This is a genomic window from Pedobacter cryophilus, assembly GCF_005116455.1.
GTDB lineage: Bacteria > Bacteroidota > Bacteroidia > Sphingobacteriales > Sphingobacteriaceae > Pseudopedobacter > Pseudopedobacter cryophilum.
The window spans coordinates 96,828-120,055 of sequence record NZ_SWBP01000006.1 but is presented as its reverse complement, the minus strand read 5'-3'; the positions used below and the strand labels follow the sequence as shown (position 1 = coordinate 120,055).

At 31.8% G+C, this 23,228-nt stretch carries 20 protein-coding genes and 1 riboswitch; of the genes, 7 read left to right on the top strand and 13 right to left on the bottom strand.

The window, feature by feature from the left end; all coding sequences use genetic code 11:
* Positions 1-49: 49 nt before the first annotated feature.
* On the bottom strand, positions 50-895 hold the full coding sequence (accD, locus tag FA046_RS15090) for an acetyl-CoA carboxylase, carboxyltransferase subunit beta (protein ID WP_136827370.1): 846 nt from the start codon (positions 893-895) through the stop codon (positions 50-52).
* A gap of 155 nt (positions 896-1,050) precedes the next feature.
* Here accD and fbaA point away from each other — a divergent pair, with 155 nt between their 5' ends.
* A complete protein-coding gene (gene fbaA, locus FA046_RS15085) occupies positions 1,051-2,130 on the top strand; it encodes a class II fructose-bisphosphate aldolase (RefSeq protein ID WP_136827369.1) in 1,080 nt (359 codons plus the stop codon).
* 57 nt (positions 2,131-2,187) lie between these two features.
* Here the strand turns inward: fbaA and FA046_RS15080 are convergent, their stop codons facing one another.
* Positions 2,188-2,730: a hypothetical protein gene (locus tag FA046_RS15080; RefSeq protein WP_205943676.1), complete on the bottom strand. Its 543-nt coding sequence runs from the start codon at positions 2,728-2,730 to the stop codon at positions 2,188-2,190.
* Positions 2,731-2,880: 150 nt separating this feature from the next.
* On the opposite strand from FA046_RS15080, the gene gatB reads away from it, so the two are divergent.
* The 4 genes from gatB to FA046_RS15060 all read left to right on the top strand — a co-directional run bounded on the left by gatB (position 2,881) and on the right by FA046_RS15060 (position 7,157).
* A complete protein-coding gene (gene gatB, locus FA046_RS15075) occupies positions 2,881-4,353 on the top strand; it encodes an Asp-tRNA(Asn)/Glu-tRNA(Gln) amidotransferase subunit GatB (protein WP_136827368.1) in 1,473 nt (490 codons plus the stop codon).
* Complete coding sequence (locus FA046_RS15070) at positions 4,350-5,474, top strand: TlpA disulfide reductase family protein (protein WP_136827367.1); 1,125 nt, start codon at positions 4,350-4,352, stop codon at positions 5,472-5,474. The genes gatB and FA046_RS15070 overlap by 4 nt, the downstream gene beginning before the upstream one ends.
* A 149-nt stretch (positions 5,475-5,623) precedes the next feature.
* Positions 5,624-6,313: a response regulator transcription factor gene (locus FA046_RS15065; RefSeq protein WP_136827366.1), complete on the top strand. Its 690-nt coding sequence runs from the start codon at positions 5,624-5,626 to the stop codon at positions 6,311-6,313.
* 124 nt (positions 6,314-6,437) lie between these two features.
* Entirely contained in the window at positions 6,438-7,157 is a 720-nt protein-coding gene (locus FA046_RS15060) for an RluA family pseudouridine synthase (protein WP_136827365.1), read from the top strand.
* A gap of 195 nt (positions 7,158-7,352) precedes the next feature.
* Here FA046_RS15060 and FA046_RS15055 read toward each other — a convergent pair whose 3' ends face one another.
* The 10 genes from FA046_RS15055 to FA046_RS15010 all read right to left on the bottom strand — a co-directional run bounded on the left by FA046_RS15055 (position 7,353) and on the right by FA046_RS15010 (position 20,837).
* Positions 7,353-8,003, bottom strand: a complete 651-nt coding sequence (locus FA046_RS15055) for a DedA family protein (RefSeq protein ID WP_136827454.1) — start codon at positions 8,001-8,003, stop codon at positions 7,353-7,355.
* A 179-nt stretch (positions 8,004-8,182) separates the two neighbouring features.
* Complete coding sequence (locus FA046_RS15050) at positions 8,183-8,908, bottom strand: DUF4397 domain-containing protein (protein ID WP_136827364.1); 726 nt, start codon at positions 8,906-8,908, stop codon at positions 8,183-8,185.
* Between the two features lie 82 nt (positions 8,909-8,990).
* Complete coding sequence (dnaN, locus tag FA046_RS15045) at positions 8,991-10,115, bottom strand: DNA polymerase III subunit beta (RefSeq protein ID WP_136827363.1); 1,125 nt, start codon at positions 10,113-10,115, stop codon at positions 8,991-8,993.
* A 46-nt stretch (positions 10,116-10,161) separates the two neighbouring features.
* Positions 10,162-11,856: a gliding motility-associated ABC transporter substrate-binding protein GldG gene (gldG, locus tag FA046_RS15040; protein ID WP_136827362.1), complete on the bottom strand. Its 1,695-nt coding sequence runs from the start codon at positions 11,854-11,856 to the stop codon at positions 10,162-10,164.
* Positions 11,850-12,578, bottom strand: a complete 729-nt coding sequence (gene gldF, locus FA046_RS15035; protein ID WP_136827361.1) for a gliding motility-associated ABC transporter permease subunit GldF — start codon at positions 12,576-12,578, stop codon at positions 11,850-11,852. Before gldF ends, gldG begins: the two co-directional genes overlap by 7 nt.
* 156 nt (positions 12,579-12,734) lie before the next feature.
* Positions 12,735-13,466 carry an ATP-binding cassette domain-containing protein gene (locus FA046_RS15030; protein WP_136827360.1) on the bottom strand — a complete coding sequence of 244 codons (732 nt, stop codon included), beginning with the start codon at positions 13,464-13,466 and terminating at the stop codon, positions 12,735-12,737.
* Positions 13,467-13,577: 111 nt separating this feature from the next.
* Complete coding sequence (locus FA046_RS15025) at positions 13,578-13,961, bottom strand: response regulator (RefSeq protein WP_136827359.1); 384 nt, start codon at positions 13,959-13,961, stop codon at positions 13,578-13,580.
* Complete coding sequence (locus FA046_RS15020) at positions 13,962-14,972, bottom strand: PAS domain-containing response regulator (RefSeq protein WP_136827358.1); 1,011 nt, start codon at positions 14,970-14,972, stop codon at positions 13,962-13,964. It abuts the gene before it with no gap.
* Positions 14,972-15,412 carry a response regulator gene (locus FA046_RS15015; protein WP_136827357.1) on the bottom strand — a complete coding sequence of 147 codons (441 nt, stop codon included), beginning with the start codon at positions 15,410-15,412 and terminating at the stop codon, positions 14,972-14,974. Before FA046_RS15015 ends, FA046_RS15020 begins: the two co-directional genes overlap by 1 nt.
* A gap of 79 nt (positions 15,413-15,491) precedes the next feature.
* On the bottom strand, positions 15,492-20,837 hold the full coding sequence (locus FA046_RS15010) for a PAS domain S-box protein (protein WP_136827356.1): 5,346 nt from the start codon (positions 20,835-20,837) through the stop codon (positions 15,492-15,494).
* 300 nt (positions 20,838-21,137) lie between these two features.
* Between FA046_RS15010 and FA046_RS15005 the strand changes: the two genes are divergently transcribed.
* Both FA046_RS15005 and FA046_RS15000 read left to right on the top strand, forming a co-directional pair.
* Positions 21,138-21,908 carry a HipA family kinase gene (locus tag FA046_RS15005; RefSeq protein ID WP_136827355.1) on the top strand — a complete coding sequence of 257 codons (771 nt, stop codon included), beginning with the start codon at positions 21,138-21,140 and terminating at the stop codon, positions 21,906-21,908.
* The gene (locus FA046_RS15000; protein WP_136827354.1) at positions 21,895-22,278 is read left to right on the top strand and encodes a DUF3037 domain-containing protein; all 384 of its coding nucleotides are present in this window, start codon (positions 21,895-21,897) and stop codon (positions 22,276-22,278) included. Before FA046_RS15005 ends, FA046_RS15000 begins: the two co-directional genes overlap by 14 nt.
* A 59-nt stretch (positions 22,279-22,337) precedes the next feature.
* Here FA046_RS15000 and FA046_RS14995 read toward each other — a convergent pair whose 3' ends face one another.
* Positions 22,338-22,622, bottom strand: a complete 285-nt coding sequence (locus FA046_RS14995) for a hypothetical protein (RefSeq protein ID WP_136827353.1) — start codon at positions 22,620-22,622, stop codon at positions 22,338-22,340.
* 339 nt (positions 22,623-22,961) lie between these two features.
* Positions 22,962-23,148: riboswitch (cobalamin riboswitch) on the top strand.
* Positions 23,149-23,228: the final 80 nt, after the last annotated feature.

Genomic DNA, 23,228 nt, shown 5'->3' with positions numbered 1-23,228 from the left:
ATTAAAAAACGAAGTTTATATTGAATTGAAGAACGATGGATTTTGATGATTAATTACTCATCATTTTAATGAAAGAAGATAATCTACTTTTCATTTTTCTTCTATCCACAATAAAATCTAAGAAACCATGCTCCAAAACAAATTCGGAGGTTTGGAATCCCTTTGGTAAATCTTTTTTAATAGTTTCTTTAATTACCCGAGGGCCGGCAAAACCAATTAAAGCACCTGGTTCGGCAATATTAATGTCGCCAAGCATTGCGTAAGAAGCAGTTACTCCTCCTGTGGTAGGGTCTGTTAGTAATGAAATGTAAGGTATTTTAGCTTGAGAAAGTAGCGCTAGCTTTGCAGATGTTTTTGCCATTTGCATTAATGAAAAAGCAGCTTCCATCATTCTGGCTCCGCCAGATTTAGAGATCATTAAAAATGGAATTTTGTTTTTGATGCTATAATCAATAGATCTTGCAATTTTTTCACCAACTACAGATCCCATAGAACCTCCAATAAAGTTGAAATCCATACAAGCAACTACTAAATCCTGCCCATCAATTTGACCATGAGCCGCTCTAATTGCATCTTTTAATCCAGTTTTCTTATAGCTTTCTACTAATCTATCAGTGTAAGGCTTAGAATCTGTAAAGTGTAACGGATCACCTGACGTTAAATTTCCAAAAAGTTCAACAAAAGCATTATTATCAAACAAAACCTCAAAATATTCTTTAGAGCCTATTCGAAGGTGATAATCGCAATATTGACAAACGTATTTATTTTCTAATTGTTCTGAATAATGTAAAGCTTTTTTACAACTAGGACATTTATTCCAAACCCCATCTGGCGCTTCTTTTTTTTCTTCTGTAGAGGTAGATATTCCTTTTATGTTTCTTTTAAACCAAGCCATCTTTTAAAATAGTGTGAATGCAAATAAACGAAAATTTGATGAATTGTTTATGAGAACCTATAGCTTCATTTTTGATGCAGCATTTATAATTCGAATACAAGCTTAACTCATTAGATATTTTTTTTTAACTTCGAACTAATAAAAAAAGAATTAAAATGAGTTTAAAAGATTTTAAAGGAGTAATTACAGGAGATCAAGTTCAGGAGTTATTTGAAAAAGCAAAAGAAAATGCTTTTGCATTACCTGCAGTTAATATAATAGGAACAAATTCTCTTAATGCTGTATTAGAAACTGCTAAAGCAGTTAATTCTCCGGTTATAGTTCAGCTTTCAAATGGTGGAGCACAATTTTATGCAGGTAAATCATTAAAAAATGATCAATTGCAAGCATGTATTTTAGGCGGTATTTCTGCTGCTCAACATGTTCATTTATTAGCAGAACATTATGGTGTTGCTGTGATTTTACATACAGACCATTGTGCTAAAAAATTATTGCCTTGGTTAGATGGGTTATTAGATGCAGGAGAGAAGTTTTATGCTCAGCATGGTAAGCCTCTTTATTCTTCACACATGATAGATCTTTCTGAAGAGCCTATTGAAGAAAACATTGAGATATGTAAGCGCTATTTGGAAAGAATGAGTAAAATTGGGATGACCTTAGAAATTGAACTAGGCGTAACCGGTGGTGAAGAAGATGGTGTAGATAATACTGATGTAGATTCTTCTAAATTATATACTCAACCAGAAGAGGTAGCTTATGCTTATGAAGAATTGAGTAAAATAAGCTCAAAATTTACTATTGCAGCAGCTTTTGGTAATGTACATGGTGTTTACAAACCAGGTAATGTGAAATTGCAACCCGTTATTTTACATAATTCTCAGGAATTTGTAAAAGCTAAGTTTAAGTTAACAGCTGCAAAGCCAGTAAACTTTGTGTTTCATGGTGGTTCTGGTTCTTCTGAAGAAGAAATTAGAGAAGCTATTTCTTACGGAGCTGTTAAAATGAATATTGATACTGATATGCAATGGGCATTTTGGGAAGGAATATTAGATTATTACAAGTCAAAAGAAGCTTATTTGCAAGCTCAAATTGGAAATCCTGATGGTGATGATTCTCCAAATAAAAAATATTATGATCCAAGGGTTTGGTTAAGAAAAGGAGAAGATCAATTTGTAAAAAGATTAACTGCCGCTTTTGAAGATTTAAACTGCTTAGATGTAAATAGTAAATTGTAAAATTCAAATACAAAGCTTTACAAAGAAAAAACCGCTTTATTGGCGGTTTTTTTTGTTTTAGTGTTTTCCATTTCCTTTACTTTTCCCGCCCCCGTTTTTATTTTTTTGTTGATATCCACCATGAGAATTGTATCCTCTTGTTTGGTAAAATTTTTTAGATTGCCCAGGTGGCATTCCATGTGGATGACCTTTAACAACATAATATCTGGAGTCATTGCTGTATCTAATTGCATTTTGATTGCCATAATAACCTTTATATTTTTTATACTTTACTTGATGATTGTTAAAGTACAAATATGGACGTGGTTGATTAATCACCACTTTGTAACCTCTGTAAAGATTATAACCACTATACCTAGAAGGTAAATTTGTAGCATGTATCCAATTTCCATTGTTTTGATAAACAAACTGCCGGGTAGGGACATAATAATAAGACTCCACATCAGGTAAGTAATAATAGTCTACATGGTCATATCCTACAGGCCCCCATAAAGGTTGTGAGCCAATATTTACATTGATATTCACTTGAGCACTTAACGGTGTTGCGGAAAATGATAATACTGATATGCCAAGCCCAAATACAAACAATAGCTTCTTCATAATTTTTTATATTTACTATGTAGACGGTATTTTTATGACAATATTTCAATTATTTGATAATAATTACTTACAAGGTGATAAAATGTAGCTATTTAAATTATATTTGAGAATCTCAACCAAGCTATTATTAAAATAGCTATTTATTATAAAATGACAATTATTCTAGAAAGTATTGAACATCAATATGAAGCTGTTATAGGGCTTGAAGTGCATGTTCAGTTATCTACATTATCAAAAGCATTCTGTTCTGATTCTGCTAGTTTTGGTAATTTACCAAATCAAAATATTAGTGCTGTTTCCTTAGGTTTACCGGGTGCATTACCATTGTGTAATGAAAAAATTATTCGTTATGCCACTAAATTAGGCTTGGCAGTAAAAAGTAAAATTAACAGGTATAATTTTTTTGATCGAAAGAATTATTTCTATGCAGATTTACCTAAAGGCTATCAAATTACTCAAGACAATCAACCTATTTGCATTGGTGGGCATTTAAAAATAAGGTTAGAAAACGGCGTAGAAAAAGAAATTATTTTGAACCGCATCCACATGGAAGAAGATGCCGGTAAAAGCATTCATGATATTGATAATCAATATTCTTTTATTGATTTGAATAGGGCAGGAGTACCTCTTTTAGAAGTGGTAACAGAGCCTATGATCTCATCAGGAGAAGAGGCAGCTGCATATTTAGCCGAATTAAGAAAGTTGGTGAGGTATCTTGATATTTGTGATGGCAATATGGAAGAAGGTTCTATGCGTTGCGATGCTAACGTTTCTATTCGCCTTAAGGGAGATAAAACTTTAGGAAATAGATGTGAAGTTAAAAATTTAAATTCCATCAAAAATGTTCAAAAAGCCATTGAGCATGAAATTAAAAGACAAATAAAACTAGTAAGTAAAGGCGAAAGAATAGAACAAAACACTTTGAACTTTGATGCGGTAACCGGTCAAACCTCTCCTCTAAGATCAAAGGAAATGGCTAATGATTACCGTTATTTTCCAGAGCCAGATTTATTACCCTTGGTATTATCAGACGAGTTTATAAACCAGATAAAAAGCGAGATGCCTGTATTGCCAGAAGAACTTTACCAAAAGTTTACTTCAGAAATGAATTTACCTTCTTATGATGCACTGGTTCTTACTTCGGAAAAAAACATGGCTGATTATTTTGTGGAGGTAACTAAGTTTACGGCTCATTATAAGATGGCTTCTAACTGGATGATGGGGACAATAAAATCTTATTTGAATGATCATCAAATGGGTTTTGATCAATTCAAAATTCCACCTTCAGAAATTGCAGCTATTATCAATTTAGTAGAAGATAAAGCAATTAATCATCATCAGGCTAAAGATCAATTATTTAATAGTTTAATACTAGAACCTTATAAAAGAGTAAGTGATTTGGTAAAAGAGCTTAATTTATTGGCGAAAAATGATAACGATGAACTTTCTTTATTTATAGAAAAAGCTGTAGAAAGGTTTCCTGATAAGGTTAAGGAATACCATAATGGTAAAAAAGGAGTTTTAGGTTTGTTTATGGGTGAGCTGATGAAATTATCAAAAGGAAAGATAGACCCACAAAATGCTAATAAATTATTAATAGAGAAAATTGAAAGTTTAAGATGAGAAGGATATTATTAGTTGTTTTATGTTTTGGTATTTTTGTTTTTAACGCCTGCAAAAATAAAGATGAATTTGTAATTAAAGGTATTGTTGAAAATGCTGGCGATGCAAAAAAAGTTTACCTTTTAAGTGCTGATCAAACCGGGCAAATGGTTCCGGTAGATTCTACCTTTTTAGATGAAGATCAAAAATTTGTAATTAAAGCTAAGTCTTTATCACCTGAGTTTTATCAAATACAAATTGGTCAAAGATCTTATATCCTGATTGCCGAAAATGGAAATGAAATTCAGCTAAAAGCAAATTTAACAGATCCAGGGTCTAATTATGAGCTTACAGGTTCAGAAGAATCTGACAAACTTACCGCTTATAATAAAATAACATCTGCTTATAGTATGCAAACAGGAATGTTAGCCGAAAAATATAGTAGAATGATTACTAAAGACCAAAACAATAAAGATGCAATTATTGCTGAGTTTAATCAAAAGTCAGGAGAAATTTCAAAACCATTTTTAGAAAAGTCTATTCAATTTATTAAGGATAACAAAAAATCATTAACCGCTTTTTTTGCTGCAAATATTGTGATGGGCATGCAAGATATTTCTGGTTATGAAAATGATATCATAGCTTACAGTAAAGAAGCAGTAGCCAGCTATCCTAACAATAAAACAATAGCTTTTTTTGCTAAGCAAATGGAAATAGCAGCAAAAGTAGCCATAGGGCAACCAGCACCAGAAATTATAGCATTAACACCTGCAGGAAAGAGTTTGAAATTATCTGATTACAAAGGTAAATATGTGTTACTAGATTTTTGGGCCTCGTGGTGTGCGCCATGCCGACAAGAAAATCCTAATATTGTAAAGCTTTATAATTTATTTAAAAACAAAAATTTTACAGTTTTGGGTTTTTCATTAGATGATAATAAAGATAATTGGATAAAGGCTATTACCGATGATAATTTAACTTGGGATCATGTTTCTGAGCTGAAGCAATGGGATGCACCAACGGCTCAATTATACAATATAAGCGCTATTCCAGCATCATTTATAATTAATCCAGAAGGAATAATTATAGCTAAAAATTTAAGAGGTGAAGCTTTAAATGAATTTCTTAAAAAGAATTTATAGTGCAAAAGGGTTAATAATAATTAATAATAAAGTTTAGTGCGTTTAAATTCACATTTATTGTTAAAAATTTGTAAACCTTAACAATTTATTAATATAACGTTAACCATATCTTACATAAAACGCTCTAAATTCGTAACAAATAATTAATTATGAATACTAGCAAACCTAAAATTCTTATTGTTGATGACGAACCAGATATTCTGGAGTTAATTGAATATAATCTAAAGAAAGAGGGTTATCAGGTTTATACCGCTAGTAACGGTCAGGAAGCTGTTCAGGAGGCTCGTAAATCTTTACCAGATTTAATTATTTTGGATATTATGATGCCTAAAATGGACGGAATTGAAGCTTGCAGAATTATGAGAGCAATGCCTGAGTTTAAAAACACATTTATGGTGTTTTTAACAGCCAGAAGTGAAGAATATTCTGAAATTGCAGGTTTTAATGTGGGTGCCGATGATTACATAGCCAAACCCATAAAACCAAGAGCTTTAATAAGCAGAATTAATGCTATTTTAAGAAGAAATGCCCAAAACGAAGAAGTTGTTGAGAACAAGGTAGAGATTGGTGATTTAGTGATTGATAGAGAATCTTTTTTAGTTTACCAAAATGGGGTAAAGGTAGTATTGGCTAAAAAGGAATTTGAATTGTTGTACCTATTGGCATCTAAACCAGGTAAAGTTTATACCAGAGAAGTGATTCTTAAAAATATTTGGGAAGATTCTGTTGTGGTAACCAATAGAACCATAGATGTGCATATTAGAAAACTGAGAGAAAAATTAGGTGATTCTTATGTAACTACAGTTAAAGGTGTAGGCTACAAATTTGAACTTTCGTAAGTCATGTATAGGTTTTAAGCCTAATCTAAAGATTTTGCATAGCGACTCGCCTAAAAAGTAGTCGCTTTTTTTTAACATCAATTCGCAATGCTTTTTTTAAGGATTAAGCCTATCTTTGCCGCTCATGAAAATTCCAAAACTACAAGATCTTATTATTTATGAAGATGATCATTTAATCATTGTAAATAAACCGCCTTTCATAAGTTCTTTAGATGAAAGAGAAGGTGGAGAGATAAATATTTTGAGGTTGGCTAAGCAATACCATGAGGATGCTCAAATTTGCCATCGCTTAGATAAAGAAACTTCTGGAGCAATGATTATTGCCAAAGATCCTGAAACTTACAGATTTGTTTCTATGCAGTTTGAGCATAGACAGGTGAAGAAAGTTTACCATGCTATTGTAGATGGAACTCATATTTTTAACGAGTTATTGATAGATTTGCCTATTTTAAATGCAGGAAAAGGGAATGTAATGATTAGCCGAGGAGAGGGTAAAAGAGCAGAAACCTATTTTCAATCTATTAAATATTTTAAACATTATACTTTAATTGAGGCCAGACCAGTAACTGGTAGAATGCACCAAATAAGGATTCATTTAGCTACGCAAAGAGCTTCTATTTCTGGTGATGATATGTATGGTGGAAAACCAGTTTTTTTATCTCAAATTAAACGTGGTTACCGTCCAAATAAAAACGAAGAAGAGCAACCTATTATGAAAAGGTTTGCTTTACACTCAAGAGAGGTTACTTTTAAAATTTCTGAAACAGAAAGCAAAACTTTCACTGCCGAATATCCTAAAGATTTTGGGGTGTTGTTAAAGTTGTTGGAGAAGAATGATTGTTAGATTTTTAGTTAGTTGGTTAGCTTGGAAGTCTTTAAACACGCATACCATTATCTAGCTATATTATTGAAACCAACATCAGGCAGCTTTATTAATCAGGTTTAGTCAATTCACAAACTATTTGTTGAACAAATTTTAACAAAAAAAATCAAACTGTTTGAGTTTGATTTTTTTTTAATATGATATGTAGGCCTTTGATTAAGCTATGTTGCTTTCTTTTTTAGCCTTTATTACAGCATAAATTGTTGGGAAAATAGTAAAAATGATGATAGCAAGAACGATAAGAGAAAAGTTCTTTTTGAAGAATTCAAAGTTACCTAAAAAATAACCCGCAAAAACAAAACTAATGATCCAAACTAGTGCGCCAACAACGTTATAGTAATTGTATTTTAATCTGTCTAATCTGCCAATACCTGCTACAAATGGAACTACAGTTCTTAAAATTGGTAAAAAACGTCCAATAATAATTGCCTTAGCGCCATGTTTTTCAAAGAACAACTTAGTTTTAGAATAATACTCTAGTTTTAGAATCTTGTTTTCAGGTTTAAATACCTTTGGCCCTAAAACCCTCCCAATTTCATAATTTACAATGTTTCCTAGTATAGCTGCAATAATAAGTAGTAGTGCTAAAATATAAATGTTAAGTCCGGTGTTTCCAACAGCTACTAATGCGCCTGCTGCTATTAATAATGAATCGCCAGGTAAAAATGGGGTAACAACAAATCCGGTTTCGGCAAAAATAATTAAGAACAAAATAAGGTAAGTCCAAATTCTATAATTATTAATGATTTCACTTAAATGGACATCAATATGTATAATAAAATCAATAAGGTTTTTTAAAACTTCCACGTTTTTTAAATTTTGGGTAAAAATAGGAATATCCATTTGATTGTAAGACAAACCTGTGTAAAATAAACTGTTTAGTTGGGTAAAGCTTTTATTAGATTATTAACAAAAAAAAACTTGTATCTGATAGCCAGACTACACTTTCCTAGATCTATAGGTTTGGGTTTTTTTTAAAAGAAAAATTAATTATCAGATATTAAAACTGTAGAGAGTGCAAAGTTACCACTTCCATTTAATAAGCCTTTGATGCAAATGGTATAAATTTTTCCGGCCACTATATTTAAATTAGAATCACTAGTAATAACTGTTTTGGTGCCAGCCGTTCTTATTCTGATGATGTAATTTCCAGGATCAAACTCAGTATAAATAGTACCCGACCTGAAATTGGTATTCATGAAATTAGGAATGCTATCTGTAAGGTTGGTAGAAAATACAGCATCTACACTTGGTGAATTTGGGCTGGCATTAATTAGCCTAACTTTTGCTTTATTTGCTGATGGAGCGGTTAAATTATCTTCGGTAGAAATATAAACTAAAGAATCTTTACTGATTTTGCCACCAATAAAAATAGAGTAACTTTTATTTTGCTGAAATAGAAATGAAAATTTAGAATTTCGGATTTCATTTGCACCTGTTTTAGTGTAAACTATATGACTGCCGGCAGCAGTGTTTGCATAATTGGTAGACTGTGAAAAACTGAGCGCTTGAGGAGTTTTTAAAGTATCATTCACATAAAAAGTAATCATACTATTGTCTGGAGAGGCATTGTAGATTTTAATTCGGGCTTCGCCTAGGTTTAAATCAGAATCGGTACTGGCTGTACAAGCTTGAAATATAAGGCAAATAAAAATGCCGAATATTAAATTTTTTAGGGATGAACGTTGATAAACAGGCAATTTAAATTTCATTTTACAAGGCTAAACTTTTATTAAAACGAAAATGGCTTAGTTTTAATACCAAGCCATTTCCATTTTATTTTTTTAGAATATTTTATGCGTAATTGTTTAGCATTACTGGCATTACCAACATTAAAATATCTTCGTTTTCATCTTTTAAGCTTGGGAACAATAAGCCCGCTCTGTTTGGTGTAGACATTTCAATGGTAATTTCTTCGCCTGATAGATTGTTTAACATTTCAATTAAAAACTTAGCGTTAAAACCAATTTCCATATCTTCTCCGTCAAATTGGCAACCTATACGCTCATGTGCTTCGTTAGCAAAATCAATATCTTCTGAAGAGATGTTCAATTCGCTTCCAGTTATTTTTAAACGTACTTGGTGCGTTGTTTTATTAGCAAAAATAACTACCCTTTTTAAACAGTTAAGAAATAAGCTTCTGTCTAAAGTTAATTTATTAGGATTGTTTTGAGGAATAACCGCTTCATAATCTGGATAGCGCTCATCTATTAAACGGCAAATTAAATTGATGTTTGCAAATTTAAAGAAAGCACTAGTGGTGTTATATTCTATAGAAACGTTGATATCATCTGATGGTAATGATGATTTTAATAGGTTTAACGCTTTTTTAGGCAGAATAAAAGATGTTGCGGTATCTGCTTTAGCATCATTTCTTCTATATCTTACCAATTTATGAGCATCTGTTGCTACAAAAGTTACGTTTTGAGGAGAAAGCTGACAGAAAACACCTGTCATTGCTGGACGCAACTCATCGTTACTTACCGCAAAAATAGTTTTGTTAATTGCTTCGGCTAAAACAGCAGCAGGTAAATTAACAGAAGAAGCGTTGTCAACAACTGGGATTTTAGGAAAATCTTCTCCGTTTTCTCCGCTCAAACGATATTTACCATCACCAGCACTAATTTCTATGGCAAAAGTTTTATCATCAACAGAGAAAGCTATGGGTTGCTCTGGTAAAGTTTTTAAAGTGTCTAATAAAATTTTAGATGGAACGGCAATTTTACCACCTTCTTTAGATTCTACAGCAACTGAGGTGGTCATACTGGTTTGTAAATCTGTTGCAGATATGGTTAAGTGAGCATCTTTAATCTCAAACAAAAAGTTTTCGAGTATTGGCAAAACTGCACTATTGCTTAAAGCCCCGCTTACTGCTTGTAAATGTTTTAATAATGTTGACGTAGAAACAATGAATCTCATGTTATCGTTTGTTGTTTAGTGCTTTTAAAAATCAAAAATATAAATTTTAAGCTGCATACTTTCTTCTTCTATAAATATGTTGAAAAATACCGAAAACAACTAACATTATTAACGGGATAATCATATTTATGAGCTGCCAAGTGGTTTTTTGCGCCACTAATTTTCCTTTATCCAGTAATCTTAATTTAATTTCTTTTGATCGTAAGGTGATTAAACCAGAATCGTCTGTTAAATAGTCAACCGCATTGAGTAAAAAGTTTTTATTCCCGAAACTTTGTTGGCTGTACCTGTCATATCCGAGGGGAAAAACAGAACCGTCTTTTTCGCTGATCTGGTTTTTAAAAACATCACCATCACTAAATACTAACATTTTGGTAAGCTTGCTTTTTGAAACAGTTGCTTCAGCGGTAGTTACTCCATCAGGAATGGCTCTATTTAAGAAGTTCGACTTAAAAAAACCTTCTAATAAAACACTTACGGCCTTAGGTTGGCTTTGAAAAAGCTTTGGATCGGGTGTTTCTTCAATCATATTTAAGGATACAATTGTAGGCGCTTGTAATTCTCTGTTATATGGAGATGTGGTTAAAAGAATAGTTTTTTTAACATCTTTTGTTGCAATGGTATCTATGGTGTTCACAAATTCTGTTTTAATACCATCTAAGTTTTTAACCAATGGATGGGTACTCACAGGCATAATGATAGGATAAAACAACCAAGGCACCATTTGTATTTGAGGCTGATCTCCAACTGCGCCAACATTTACTGGTATTTGGCCGCAATTCATATCGCCAATTAAATCATAGTTTATTCTTATGCCATAAGTGAATAATTGATCATCAAGATTTAATTTCTTTTGAAAAGCCAATTGTTCGCCACCTGCGGTTTTTCTCATGCTGTCTAAATCAGCACTTACTTGGTCTATTGACCAAATAATTTTCCCGCCACGCATCAAAAACTGATCTATTTTATATTTTTCTAATTCGGAGAATTCCGTTGCTGGTTTAGCAATTACCATTACTTTCAATTTATCTAAACCAGCAAAAGTTATATCAGTAAGATTAATGCGGCCAGCCTCATAACCATCAGCAAGAGATTTTATGGCATCTTGTAATTGTAAATCGCTCAACTCGCCATGCCCTTCTGTAAAACCTACCCTAGGTTTACCACCAGAACTTGCTTTTTTGATAGCCAATGAAAAAGCATATTCTAAATTCTGAATAGAATTATTTAAAACCTCTTCGGGGCTTAAGCCGATGCGAGTTTGCAAAAGCTTTACAGGAATTTCTTTTCCTTCTACAGCCACCATAGCGGCCGGAAATATTATTTTTTGCGTTAAGCCACTTTCTGTTTTAACACTTAAATTGGTGGGCTCTATGCCTATTTGAGTAAGTTCATCAAAAAAAGCTTGCTGCTCTTCAGCATTTTTACCTTCGGCAGGATCTACAAATTCAAACGTTAAATTAGTACCAGCATAAGCTTTGTAATCTGCCAGTAAATCTTTAGTTGCGTTTCTTAATCTTTTGAATCCTGATGGAAATTCGCCTTCTAAATAAACGGTTATAGTGACAGGTTTTTCTAAATTTTGTAATATATCAATACTTATTTGAGATAAACTGTATCTTTTTTCTTTGGTAAAATCTATTCGGGTGAATGCGTATTGCGATAAAACATTGATCACAATTATCCCAAATAAAACTAAAATAAGTTGCGTGATATCCTTCTTTTTTTGTTTGTTTACCATTTTCTGCCTCCCAAAATAGTTTTAGTAATAAGTAAGAAAACGGTAATAAAGCTTAAGAAGTAAATTAAATCTCGGGAATCTAACACGCCTCTACTAATAGATTGATAGTGTTCATTAATGCCAATATTGATGAGGATGTTATCAAATCTTTGGAGTGATAAAATCTGGCTGGCCGAATCAAATCCGCTAAAAGCGAAAAAGCTTAAAAATACTGCAATTGCAAAAGCGATGATCTGATTTTTGGTTAAAGAGGAAGCGAAAATACCGATAGCTACAAAAGCTGCGCCCAATAAAAACAAACCGATATAAGAACCTATTACTGCGCCAGTATCAATATTACCTATTACTGCGCCTAATTGATAAACTGAGATGTAGTAAATTAAAGTTGGAATTAAAGCAAAAAGCACCAGTGTTAAACAGGCTAAGTATTTTCCGCCTATAATTTGCCAATCAGTAAGTGGGCGAGTGGCTAATAATTCAAATGTGCCTTCTTTTTTTTCTTCAGATAATGAACGCATGGTAATTGCCGGAATCAAAAACATGAAAAGGTAAGGGACCGTGTTAAATAAACTGTCTAAGCCGGCATATCCATATTCTAAAATGCTGGTATCGGGGAAAACCCAAAGAAATAAACCCAGTACAATTAAAAAAATTCCGATGGTAATGTAGGCCACCAATGAGCTTAAATAGGAGTAGAGTTCTTTTTTATATATGGTTAACATTTTATGATTTTAGCACTTGTTTTTTTGTTAATGTGAGTTTGTTGTTTTTTTTATCACGAATTTCACGAATTCTCACTAATCAGGTTGGTTAATTTTGCTTCGAATTTCAAGTTTTGATCAAATTTTTAACACGTATGATAAGGATTTGACGGATTTTTACATTTCACTTTCAACTTTCAACTCCTTTGTTAGTTTCACAAAAATAGGTTCTAAACTTTTTTCGTTGTGTTTTACTAATAGGTTTTCTAAAGAATCATTAGCTACAATTTTTCCTTTATTAATGATAATCACATCATCACAAATGGCTTCTACTTCTTGCATAATGTGGGTAGAAAGTATCACCGTTTTGGTTTTTCCAAGTTCTTTAATTAGTTTTCTAATTTCTATTAACTGATTTGGGTCTAAACCCGAAGTTGGTTCATCTAAAATGAGCACTTCTGGATTATGAATAATGGCTTGCGCCAAACCCACTCTTTGTTTGTAACCTTTAGAAAGTTCTCCAATTTTTTTATGTTGTTCTTTTACCAAACCTGTTGCTAAAATTACTTCGTTAACACGTTCTTTTATATTAGAAATGTGGTAAATATGGGCCACAAAATATAAGAACTCCTTTACATACATTTCTTGGTAAAGTGGGTTGCTTTCTGGCAAATAACCAATACGTTTTCTTACTTCTAATGATTGTGAAGCAATATTAAACCCACAAACTGTTGCTTCGCCAGCGGTTTGCGGTAAATAGCAAGTCAGCATTTTCATGGTAGTAGATTTACCTGCACCATTTGGACCTAAAAAACCTAAAATTCTACCCGGAGATGCTTCAAAAGTGATTTGATCTACCGCTTTTTGTGTGCCATAGGTTTTACTTAATGCTTTAACTTTGATACTCAAATTATGAACGATTAAATGTTTTTAAAGATCAAATCTAAAAAATCTATTCGAAAGAAATGTTTTTTGTGGTTGCTATCAGCTTAAGATTAAATCTGAATTTGGAATTTAAATCTAAGGTAATTTTTGTTTTAACACCTCTATATCTTCAGCACTTAGTGGCTTTTCTGTGAAATGAATCACTTTTGAATAGGTTTTAGCTTTTATTTTATCTTCTGTATCTACAGATGAAGTAACCATTACAACGTAAATAGGAAATTCAAAATCTTGTTTGTGAATAATGTCTAACAAGTCCCAACCATTCATGCCGGGCATATTAATATCTAAAAATGCAACAACAGTATTTTGAGGGCCTTGTAAACTGTTAAAGAAATCTAAAGCTTTTTGCGCTTTATCAAATGCCTGCGGATGTTGATGAAACCCTGTGGTTTTTAAAATCCTCTTATGTAAAAAAAGAATAATAGGATCATCATCTATAATTGCAACTTCAATGTTCATCTACTGTATTTTGATTTGTTCACTCTTTTTAACTATATCACGAATGATGCCATCAAGTTCAACACTAGATTCAACAAAGTATCCCATTAAAATATTACCTTCTTCGGTAATTAACTTCAATTCTTTAAGCAAGTTTGCAATACCCATCATTCTTGCTAAAGGTGCTCTCACAATATGCGATTGGGTGTAAGCTATTTCTTGTAGTTTTTTGTTTTGTTCTTCAATAGCAGAAATATGTTGAACTCTTGAGGTAATATCATTGGCTAAAACTAACATAGCTTCTTTATTATTATAGCAGAAACTATTAGAGAGTATTTCTACTTGAATAATTTCGCCATTTCTTTTACGATGTCTAAAAATATTTTTGCTAAAAATTGAATCTCTATTTCTTAAATTTTTTAGAGCTTCTTCTAACAAGTAGATGTCTTCTGGAGGTCTGATTTCTTTTATGGTCATGCTCAGAAACTCTTGTTCAGAATAACCATAACTGTTAACTGCGGCTTGGTTTACACTTAAAAAGCTAAGATCTTCCAAATCATAAACCCACATAGGCTGAGGGCTTAAATGAAACAAATCACTGTATCTTCTCTCAGATTCTTCTAATTGTATAAAAGTTTTTTTTCTTTCTATGGCGTAAATGATGCTTTTGTATAGCGTTAGGGCATTTAAATCGTCTTTTAAAAGGTAATCTGAAACGCCTAAAGAGATAGATTGGATGCTAAAATCAATATCAGTAAAACCGGTTAAAATAATAATAGGGCAGGAAGAAGATAGTTTTATAATTTGTGATATAAGTGGCGTACCGTTTAAGTCTGGAAGAGTAAGATCTAGTAAAATAACATCAAAGTGATTAGATTTATCAAGAAGAAAAGCAGCAGCTTCTTTATAGTTTTTAGCTTGTGAAATTTTAGGGTTTGAGATGTTTTCAGACAAAAAATCTTCTACTATAGTAAAATCACCAAGATTATCTTCAACCACTAAAATGCTATATTTTTTAAAGTCTTTGATCATTAAGAATTTAATTTTTTTGTTGGTAATTTTACTAGAGAAATCCAAAAATCTTCTATTGAACTTACTACTTTAAGAAAATCTGCTACTTCAACAGGTTTAGTAATGTAACAATTTGCGTAATTATGGTAGGCTAAATTTATATCTTTTTCTGAGGAAGATGTAGTAAGCATAATCACTGGAATGTGCTTAATATCATCGTTTTGCTTTAGTGATTTTAAAACTTCATGCCCATTTTTTTTAGGTAAATTAACATCAAGTAAAACCAAATCTGGGAGAATGGCATTTAAGTAATTACCTTTTTTGTTCATATAATCTATGGCTTCTTGCCCGTCTCTTACTACAGTAAGTTTAATTATAATTTTGGCTTCTTCTAATGCTTCTTTGGTTAATAAGATATCACCTTCGTTATCTTCTACCAATAAAATATGAATTTGTTCCATGCTAATGTTCAAATAAGTAATTTTAAGGTTAATTCATATTCCAAATAATCGTTAAAATAAATCTAAGAAAAAAAAACAATTATTTCTTTATAGTAAAATAGAAAGTGCTGCCTTTTCCTTCTTCAGAGTCTACCCAAATTTCTCCACCTAAGTTTTCTATAATTTTTTTACAAATGGCTAAGCCCATTCCGGTGCCAGAGTATTCATCTTTATTATGTAATCTTTGAAAAATAATAAATATTTTTTTGAAGTATTCTTGGTCTATTCCAATGCCGTTGTCTGTAATGCAAAATTCCCAATAGTTGGGTTTATCTTCAACACTTATTTGAATAATTGGAGTGGTATTTTTATTGTGATATTTTAAAGCGTTACTAATTAAATTTTGTAAAACCTGCCTTATTGGAGTCTTGTAGCTTTTAATAAGTGGGAAATCTTTAAATGTTAATTTGGTATGTGTTTCTTCAATCTGTTTTCTAAAGAGTGATTTAATATCTATAATTAGGTCTTTAACATCTATTTCTTCTAAGTTTTCTGGTGTTCTGCCTACTCTAGAAAACTCTAAAAGATCAAGAATAATCTGTCGCATTCTTTTAGCGCCATCAACTGCAAAATAGATATATTGCTTCCCTTTGTCATCAATTACATTGCCATATTTTTTTTCTATTTGCGATAAAAAACTGGTAATCATTCTTAAAGGCTCTTGCAAATCATGTGATGCAACGTAGGCAAATTGCTCTAGTTCTTGATTAGATATGGCTAATTCTTTGGTTTGTTTTAGCAAAAGCTGATTAAGATCTAATAGCTGAATTTCGGCTATTTTTCTTTCTGTAATATCTTTAAAATATACAGACAAACCATTGTCTGAAGGATAAACGCTTATTTCATACCAACTTTTTTGTTGTTCATAATAGTCTTCAAAATGAATAACTTGTTTAGTTTCTAAAGCTTCATGATATTTATAAAATGAAACCGAATTGATGCTCTCAGAAAATACGTCCCAAAGATTTTTGCCAAAAATTATTTCTTTTGGAGTGCCCAACATTTTCTCTGCCTGGTAATTCCAATAAGTAACTACCCAATTTTTATCAATAGCAAAAAAAGCATCACCAATACTTTCTAAAATGGTGTTTCTTTCTTCATAAGCTGATTCTAATTGTTTTTGAGCTATTATTTGTTCTGTTACATCTCGTTCTATAGCTACCCAATGGGTATACCATCCTTTATCATTGGCAACTGGTGTAACGGTAAAATTAATCCAAAACTCGTCGCCATTTTTTTTATAATTTATTGTAGTAATCTCGCAAGATTCCCAGTTTCTTAAAGCGTCACTTAATCTATTAAGCTCTTCTCTATCAGATTTTGGACCTTGTAGCATTCTGGGCGTTTTCCCTATCACATCTTCGGGTAAGTAACCAGTCATTTTTGTGAAGGCTTCATTAACGTATAAGATTCTTGGGCCGGGTGCATCAAAAGGTTCTGCTTCGGTAATTAATACAGCATCATTGGTATAGGTTACCACAGATTCTAATAATTTTAGACGTTCATCTTCTTTCTTTTTCTTGGTGATGTCTTGCATTGCACCAACTATTCTAATGGCTTTTTTATCATTATCTCTAATGATTATGCCTTTATCTTGTACAAAAGCGTAATTACCATCGGCTTTTAAATATCTGTATTCACTATACCAGTTGCTATCATAGGTGTGATCTATTGTTTTTTGTATACTTGATAAAACCTTCTCTAAATCATCTGGATGAATTTTTTTTGTCCAAGAGTTACCATGATGGTCAAGATCATTTAAATCATAGCCAAAAATAGTTTTGTATCCTTCGCCCCAATAAATTTCCTGATCTTTTAAATTCCAATCCCATATAGCATCAGAGGTTGCTTTGGTTACATATTCAAATCTTTGGTTATTTTCTTTTATGGTATTTTCTGCATTTTTTTGAGCAGTAATATCACGAATTATCATAGACGTTCTTTCTTGCCCATGAGCATCTTTAAATACTACAGATGTAATTTCTCCAGGAAAATTTGCTCCATTTTTTCTTTTAAAGATCAGTTCTCCTCTAGCTCTTCCTTTAATATTTCTTTCTTCTAAAAGCGGGATTAATCGAGGGTCTGTGATGTCAACTAAACCGGTTCGGCCTGCATTACAAATTTCTTCCTCAGTCATATTAAAAATTTCGCAAGCCGCAGAATTGGCTGAAAGAACATCACCTTCTTTAATGGTTAACAAAATACCATCCATACTACTCTCCACAATTGACCGATATTTTACTTCACTTTCTAATATCAATTTCTCGGCTCTTTTTCGCTCGGTAATATCTTGTGCAGTACCAAAAAGGCGTATTACTTTCCCGTTATCATCTTTTTCACCATACCCAAATTCTTGTATCACTCTCTCTTCACCAGTAGGAGTAGTAATGTGATATTCTATAGTAAATGGTTCGCCTGTTAATTGGGTATGTTTACTTGTTTTAGTGACAATTTCTTTATCCTCTTCATCAATAAGATCAACAAAAGAGCCATGTGTTTCTATAAAAGTTTGCTTGCTGGTGCCAAAAACATTATATAATTCTTCAGACCAAGTTAGTTTATCAGTTTTAACATTATAATTCCAACTTCCTAATTTTGCTAATTTTTGAGCTTCGGCTAAGTTTGCTTCACTTTGTTTAATTAATTCTTCGGCTAATTTTTTCTCTGTAATATTTCTAACAAAACAGGCAACCCCAATAACTTCTTCTTTATTGTAAATAGGATTAAAGTTAATTTCTATCCAAACTACATTTTCTCTATTTAAATCATGTGACTCAATTTCTTTCTTGAATTGTTTTCCCGTAAGGGCTAAGTTGTAACACTCAAACCAAAAATCTTTAACATGTTGTGGGACATCAAAAGTATTTATTAAGTGGTCTCCGGGTTGTAAAATGGCATTAAATCTTTTGAGTGAATTTTCATTTGCGGCATTATTTGCAACTATAAGTCTTAACTCTTTATTTACGCTCCAAATTAAATCATCGGTACTGTTTATTAAAGCTTCTTTGTCTCTTTTTTCAAATTCTTTAAGCTCTTCAGCTTTTAATTTGTCTGTAATATCATTTAATGAATTAATAGAGGCCCTTCTGCCATTATAATTAATTAAATGGCCACTAATATCTACGTACATTAATTCGCCATTCTTTTTTAAATGCCGCCATACTCTTTTATGAATTAAACCGTAACTCGCCTCGCTTTTCACTGCGTCTTCAATTAACTTAAGATCTTCTGGAGGTCTAATATCTCTAATATTTAATTTCAAAAACTCTTCTCTGGTATAGCCATATTTTATCAATGCTTCTTCATTGCAATCAAAAATTTCTAACGTATTAAAATCCCATAAAAGCATTGGAATAGGATTGTTTTCAAAGAGTGTTTTGTAATTAGTTTCAGACTCTAATAACTTTTGTTCGTGAAGTAATTTTTCAGTTCCATCTTTTGCAACGCAATAAATTAATTTCTCATTATTATCCCATCTGGCAGACCATACCATAGGTGCTATTGTGCCATTCTTACGCACATACCTGTTTTGAAAGTTAGTCATGGTAGTCCCGTTTTTGATTTCTTGGGTAGCTTCAATAGACCTCTGGCAATCATCAGGATAAACTAAATCTAAAAATTTTGTACCGGTAATTTCATCAGGATGGTAGCCCCAAATTTCTAAAGCAGCGGCACTAACTTTTACAAAACACCCATCTTCATTAATGGTACAAATGATATCTAAGGATGAATTCATGATTTTACTTAATTCATCTTTAGTACTTTCTAAGGCTCTAAAATTTAGTGTTTCTTCGGTTACATCCAATACGGTAGAAATCATTAAATCTTGGTTGTAAACCGGGATGTTTTTGGCGTTAATGATTCTTTGTTCTCCATTTTTAGTAGTGATATTGATGCCTTTCCAATTCATTCGGCTTAAATCACCACTGGCAATGTCGTCCATTACGGTTTTAATAATTTTGTTTCTATAGGTTTCATCCGGATAAACCTTTTCAAAAAAAGTAGAAATATCTTTTAATTCTTCAGCAGGCCAGCCATATATTTCACTAAATCTATCGTTTACTAAAGTTGCAGTACCATCAGTAAGATTGTTGACGGCTATGCCAATTGGTAGGTTCTCTAAAGCGGTTTCTATAAAAGTATTTCGTTTTTTTAGCTCTAAGGCAGCTTCATTTTTCTGAATTTCAAGTAGTTTTCTACTACTAATATCTAAAATAATTCCTCTTAGTTTAATGGGTATGCCATCTTTTGTAATTACAGTTACAATGTCTCTTAACCAAATAATACTTCCATCTGCTTTTATCATTCGGTACTCAAATGTGTGATTTTGAGATTTTGAAGTTTGAATGTGGCAAAAGCTTATGGCTTCTTCCTTGTCTTCTGGTACAAGATGATTTTGCCAAAATTCAGGTTCTGATAACCATTGTGTTGGGGTGTATCCTAATATGTTTTCTACCTGCGGACTAACAAAATTAAACTGAAAGGTTTGCGCATCAGCTTCCCAAACTATGCCATCTATAGTGTGAATTAGAGATTCAAATTGATCTTTAGCAAGTATTATTTCCTCATTAGCCTTAATTTGATCGGTAATATCCTGAAAAACACCAATTAACTTTATCGCATTCCCAAAATCATCTTTTACTAAAGAGCCTCTTGAAATAACGTTTATGATTTCGTTATTTTTATTGATCAGTCTTTTTTGAGCTTTATATTCGATACCAGTTTTTATGGTGTTTTCCATTAAGGAAACAGCAAGTGCTCTGTCATCAGGGTGTATAACTTTTAATCCTTTTTCAAAAGTGACTTCAAAATCAGTAGGTTCATATCCACACATTCTATAAACCCCATCAGACCAAAATAATTGATTTGTAAGAAGATCTACCTCCCATGAACCAAATTTTGAAATGATTTCTGCTTTGTCTAATAATTCTTTACTTTTTTCAATTTCTTTTGCAGATGATGTTATCCTTTTTTGGGTTAAAATAAGTTCGGTAACATTTGTAATGGTATGGATAATGAACTCTATATCTCCATTTTTAGTAAGAACTGGGATGTTTTCACTTTCGCAGTAACGTTCTTCATAGTTATTAGTACCCTTAATCTCAATATCGTAACGTTGCAAATCTAATTTATCAGGTAGCTTGGTTTTAATAACATTTTTTAAAGATTGAGTAAGATTTTTAATTCCATCTGCATCAGCTTGATTTGGGTTTTCAGGAAAAGCTTCAAAAATTCCTTTTCCAATTAAGTCTTCTTCCAGCTTCTCTGTAACCTTTAAATATGCAATATTTACTGCTACAATAGTAAATATTGGATAATTAGCATTGATTAGCAAACTAGGTGTTGGAGTTAGTTTAAAAATTTCGAAATAACTATTATTCTCCATCTTGTGCTAAAAATTAAGGGTAAAGGTTTAAATTTATTGAAACCAATTCTTTTGGTTCTATTAATGTTAAGTATAAATATACATTTGTAATTTAATTTTAATGAAAAAAATATCATTTTATTAAACAGCTTAACAAGCTAATAAATGGTCAACAATATTTTTTTTTAAGTTTCAGTTAGCAGAATTTAAAATGTTAAATACCTAATTTTTTATTCATTAATTACATCAATTTAAACAATATAAGTAATTGATAATGAGTAATTAAATTATTTTAATGAATACAGAGTTAGTTAAAAATTTATGCAGTTAAGAAGAGTAAAAGTAATTAGATATGTAACCCCTTTAAGAGAAGGCGGTTCTATGCCTGCTATTGCCGAAGCTGATGATGGGTTTTTGTATGTACTTAAATTTAAAGGAGCGGGGCAAGGCCCAAATGCTTTAATTGCCGAGTTAATAGGCGGGGAGTTAGCCAGATATTTGGGTTTAAAAATGCCAGAGTTGGTTTTTGCCGATTTGGATGAAGCCTTTGGCAGAACCGAAGCTGATGAAGAGATTCAGGATTTATTAAAGTTTAGTACAGGTTTAAATTTAGCACTTCATTATTTATCAGGTTCTATCACTTACGATCCCGGGGTTAAATTAGTAGATAGTTTATTGGCTTCAAAAATTGTTTGGTTAGATGCTTTGTTAATGAACATGGACCGTACAGCCAGAAACACCAATATGTTGTGGTGGCATCAAGAATTATGGTTAATAGATCATGGTGCAGCGTTGTATTTTCATCACTCATGGAATAACTGGGAAGAACAAGCTAAAAGTCCTTTTAATTTAATTAAAGACCACGTTTTGTTATCTCAAGCTACTAATTTATATGAGCTTAATGTACAGTTAAAAGCAATATTAAACCCTCAAATAATTGCTGATATTGTGAATTTAATTCCTGATGAATGGCTTAAAGGTGATCATTTTTCAATTCCTGATGAATATAGAAATGCCTACAATTTGTTTCTAAATTCTAGAATTGCTAATGCAGATATTTTTGTAAAAGCCGCTGATAATGCAAGAGTATAATTTATATGAATACGCGGTGATACGTGTGGTACCTAGGGTAGAAAGGGAGGAATTTTTAAACATAGGAGTGGTTTTATATTGTGCTAAAAAGAAATATTTACAAGCTAAATTTATTGTTGATGAAGATAAATTAGCAATGTTTTTTGCAGGTTTAGATATTGAAGATTTAAAAAAGCACCTTTATGTTTTTGATTGCATTTGCCGAGGCGAGAATTGTAATTCTCCAATTGCTAAATTAGATTTACCTTCTCGTTTTAGGTGGTTAACAGCTACCAGAAGCACTATTTTACAATGCTCTAAAGTACATCCTGGCTATTGTTTAGAGCCAGATATTACCATTGAGAAGATTATTGATGAAATGGTTTTATAGCTTTTGAAGCCTAAAATTATTGGTTATTTATTTTCAAATAATCTTAAACATGGTAAACCCTAAATTTTAGCCCATTTAAAAACTAAAAGATTAACAGATAATACCGCTGCGCCAAGTAAAAATTGAAGAAAATCTCCAAAAGGAAGTATGGCTAAAGAAATTATCCAAGCTCCAATGCTAATTATAGAAATGAGGTAAAGAAAACTAGTGTAGTAAATAGATTTTTTTTGGGTAGAATTTTCAATGTTTTCTTTAAAACGATGAGAATTTAATACACTAAATCCTTCATCTAAATGTTTATGCTCTGTTGAGAACTTAAAACGGTTTAATAATTTGATTTTCATGGCGATGTTTTTCTTTTAATACAATGTATCTAAAAAAAGCAATACCATAATTGTACCAAAATAAGAGTTCAACCAGTTTATTTTAAAAATAAATTTCAGCAATAAAATACTTGCTTTATTATTGGTTTTCAAAAGCTTAGCCTATCATTTAAATTATAAGAATTTTATAAAATTGGTTAAAAATTCCTTAAAGTTATTGAGTTCAGATTCTTAAATTTTTTCTCTCACAAAGTATTTTTTGTTGTAAATGATTATAGTAAGGAAAACCATTTGTTGCAGTATTAATATACAATATGCGTAATTTTTAAAAATATTATTCCTTAAACTATTTTAATTCTACTACTTTCGCAATGTTATGGTTTCTAACCTTGGTTAGAATTAATAGGGAATGAGGTGTAAATCTTCAACTGTCCCGCAGCTGTAAGCTCTATAACTGTTTTTCATTCTAATGGTCACTGTTGTAAATAATGGGAAGACCGAAAAACGGGGAGTAAGTCAGAAGACCTGCCATCACATGATAAATTCATAGCTTTCGGGGATTGGAGCTTTTGAGTGTGAGTACTCATGAAGGTATTTTCATTTGAAATTCAACAGTTTTCTGTTTGC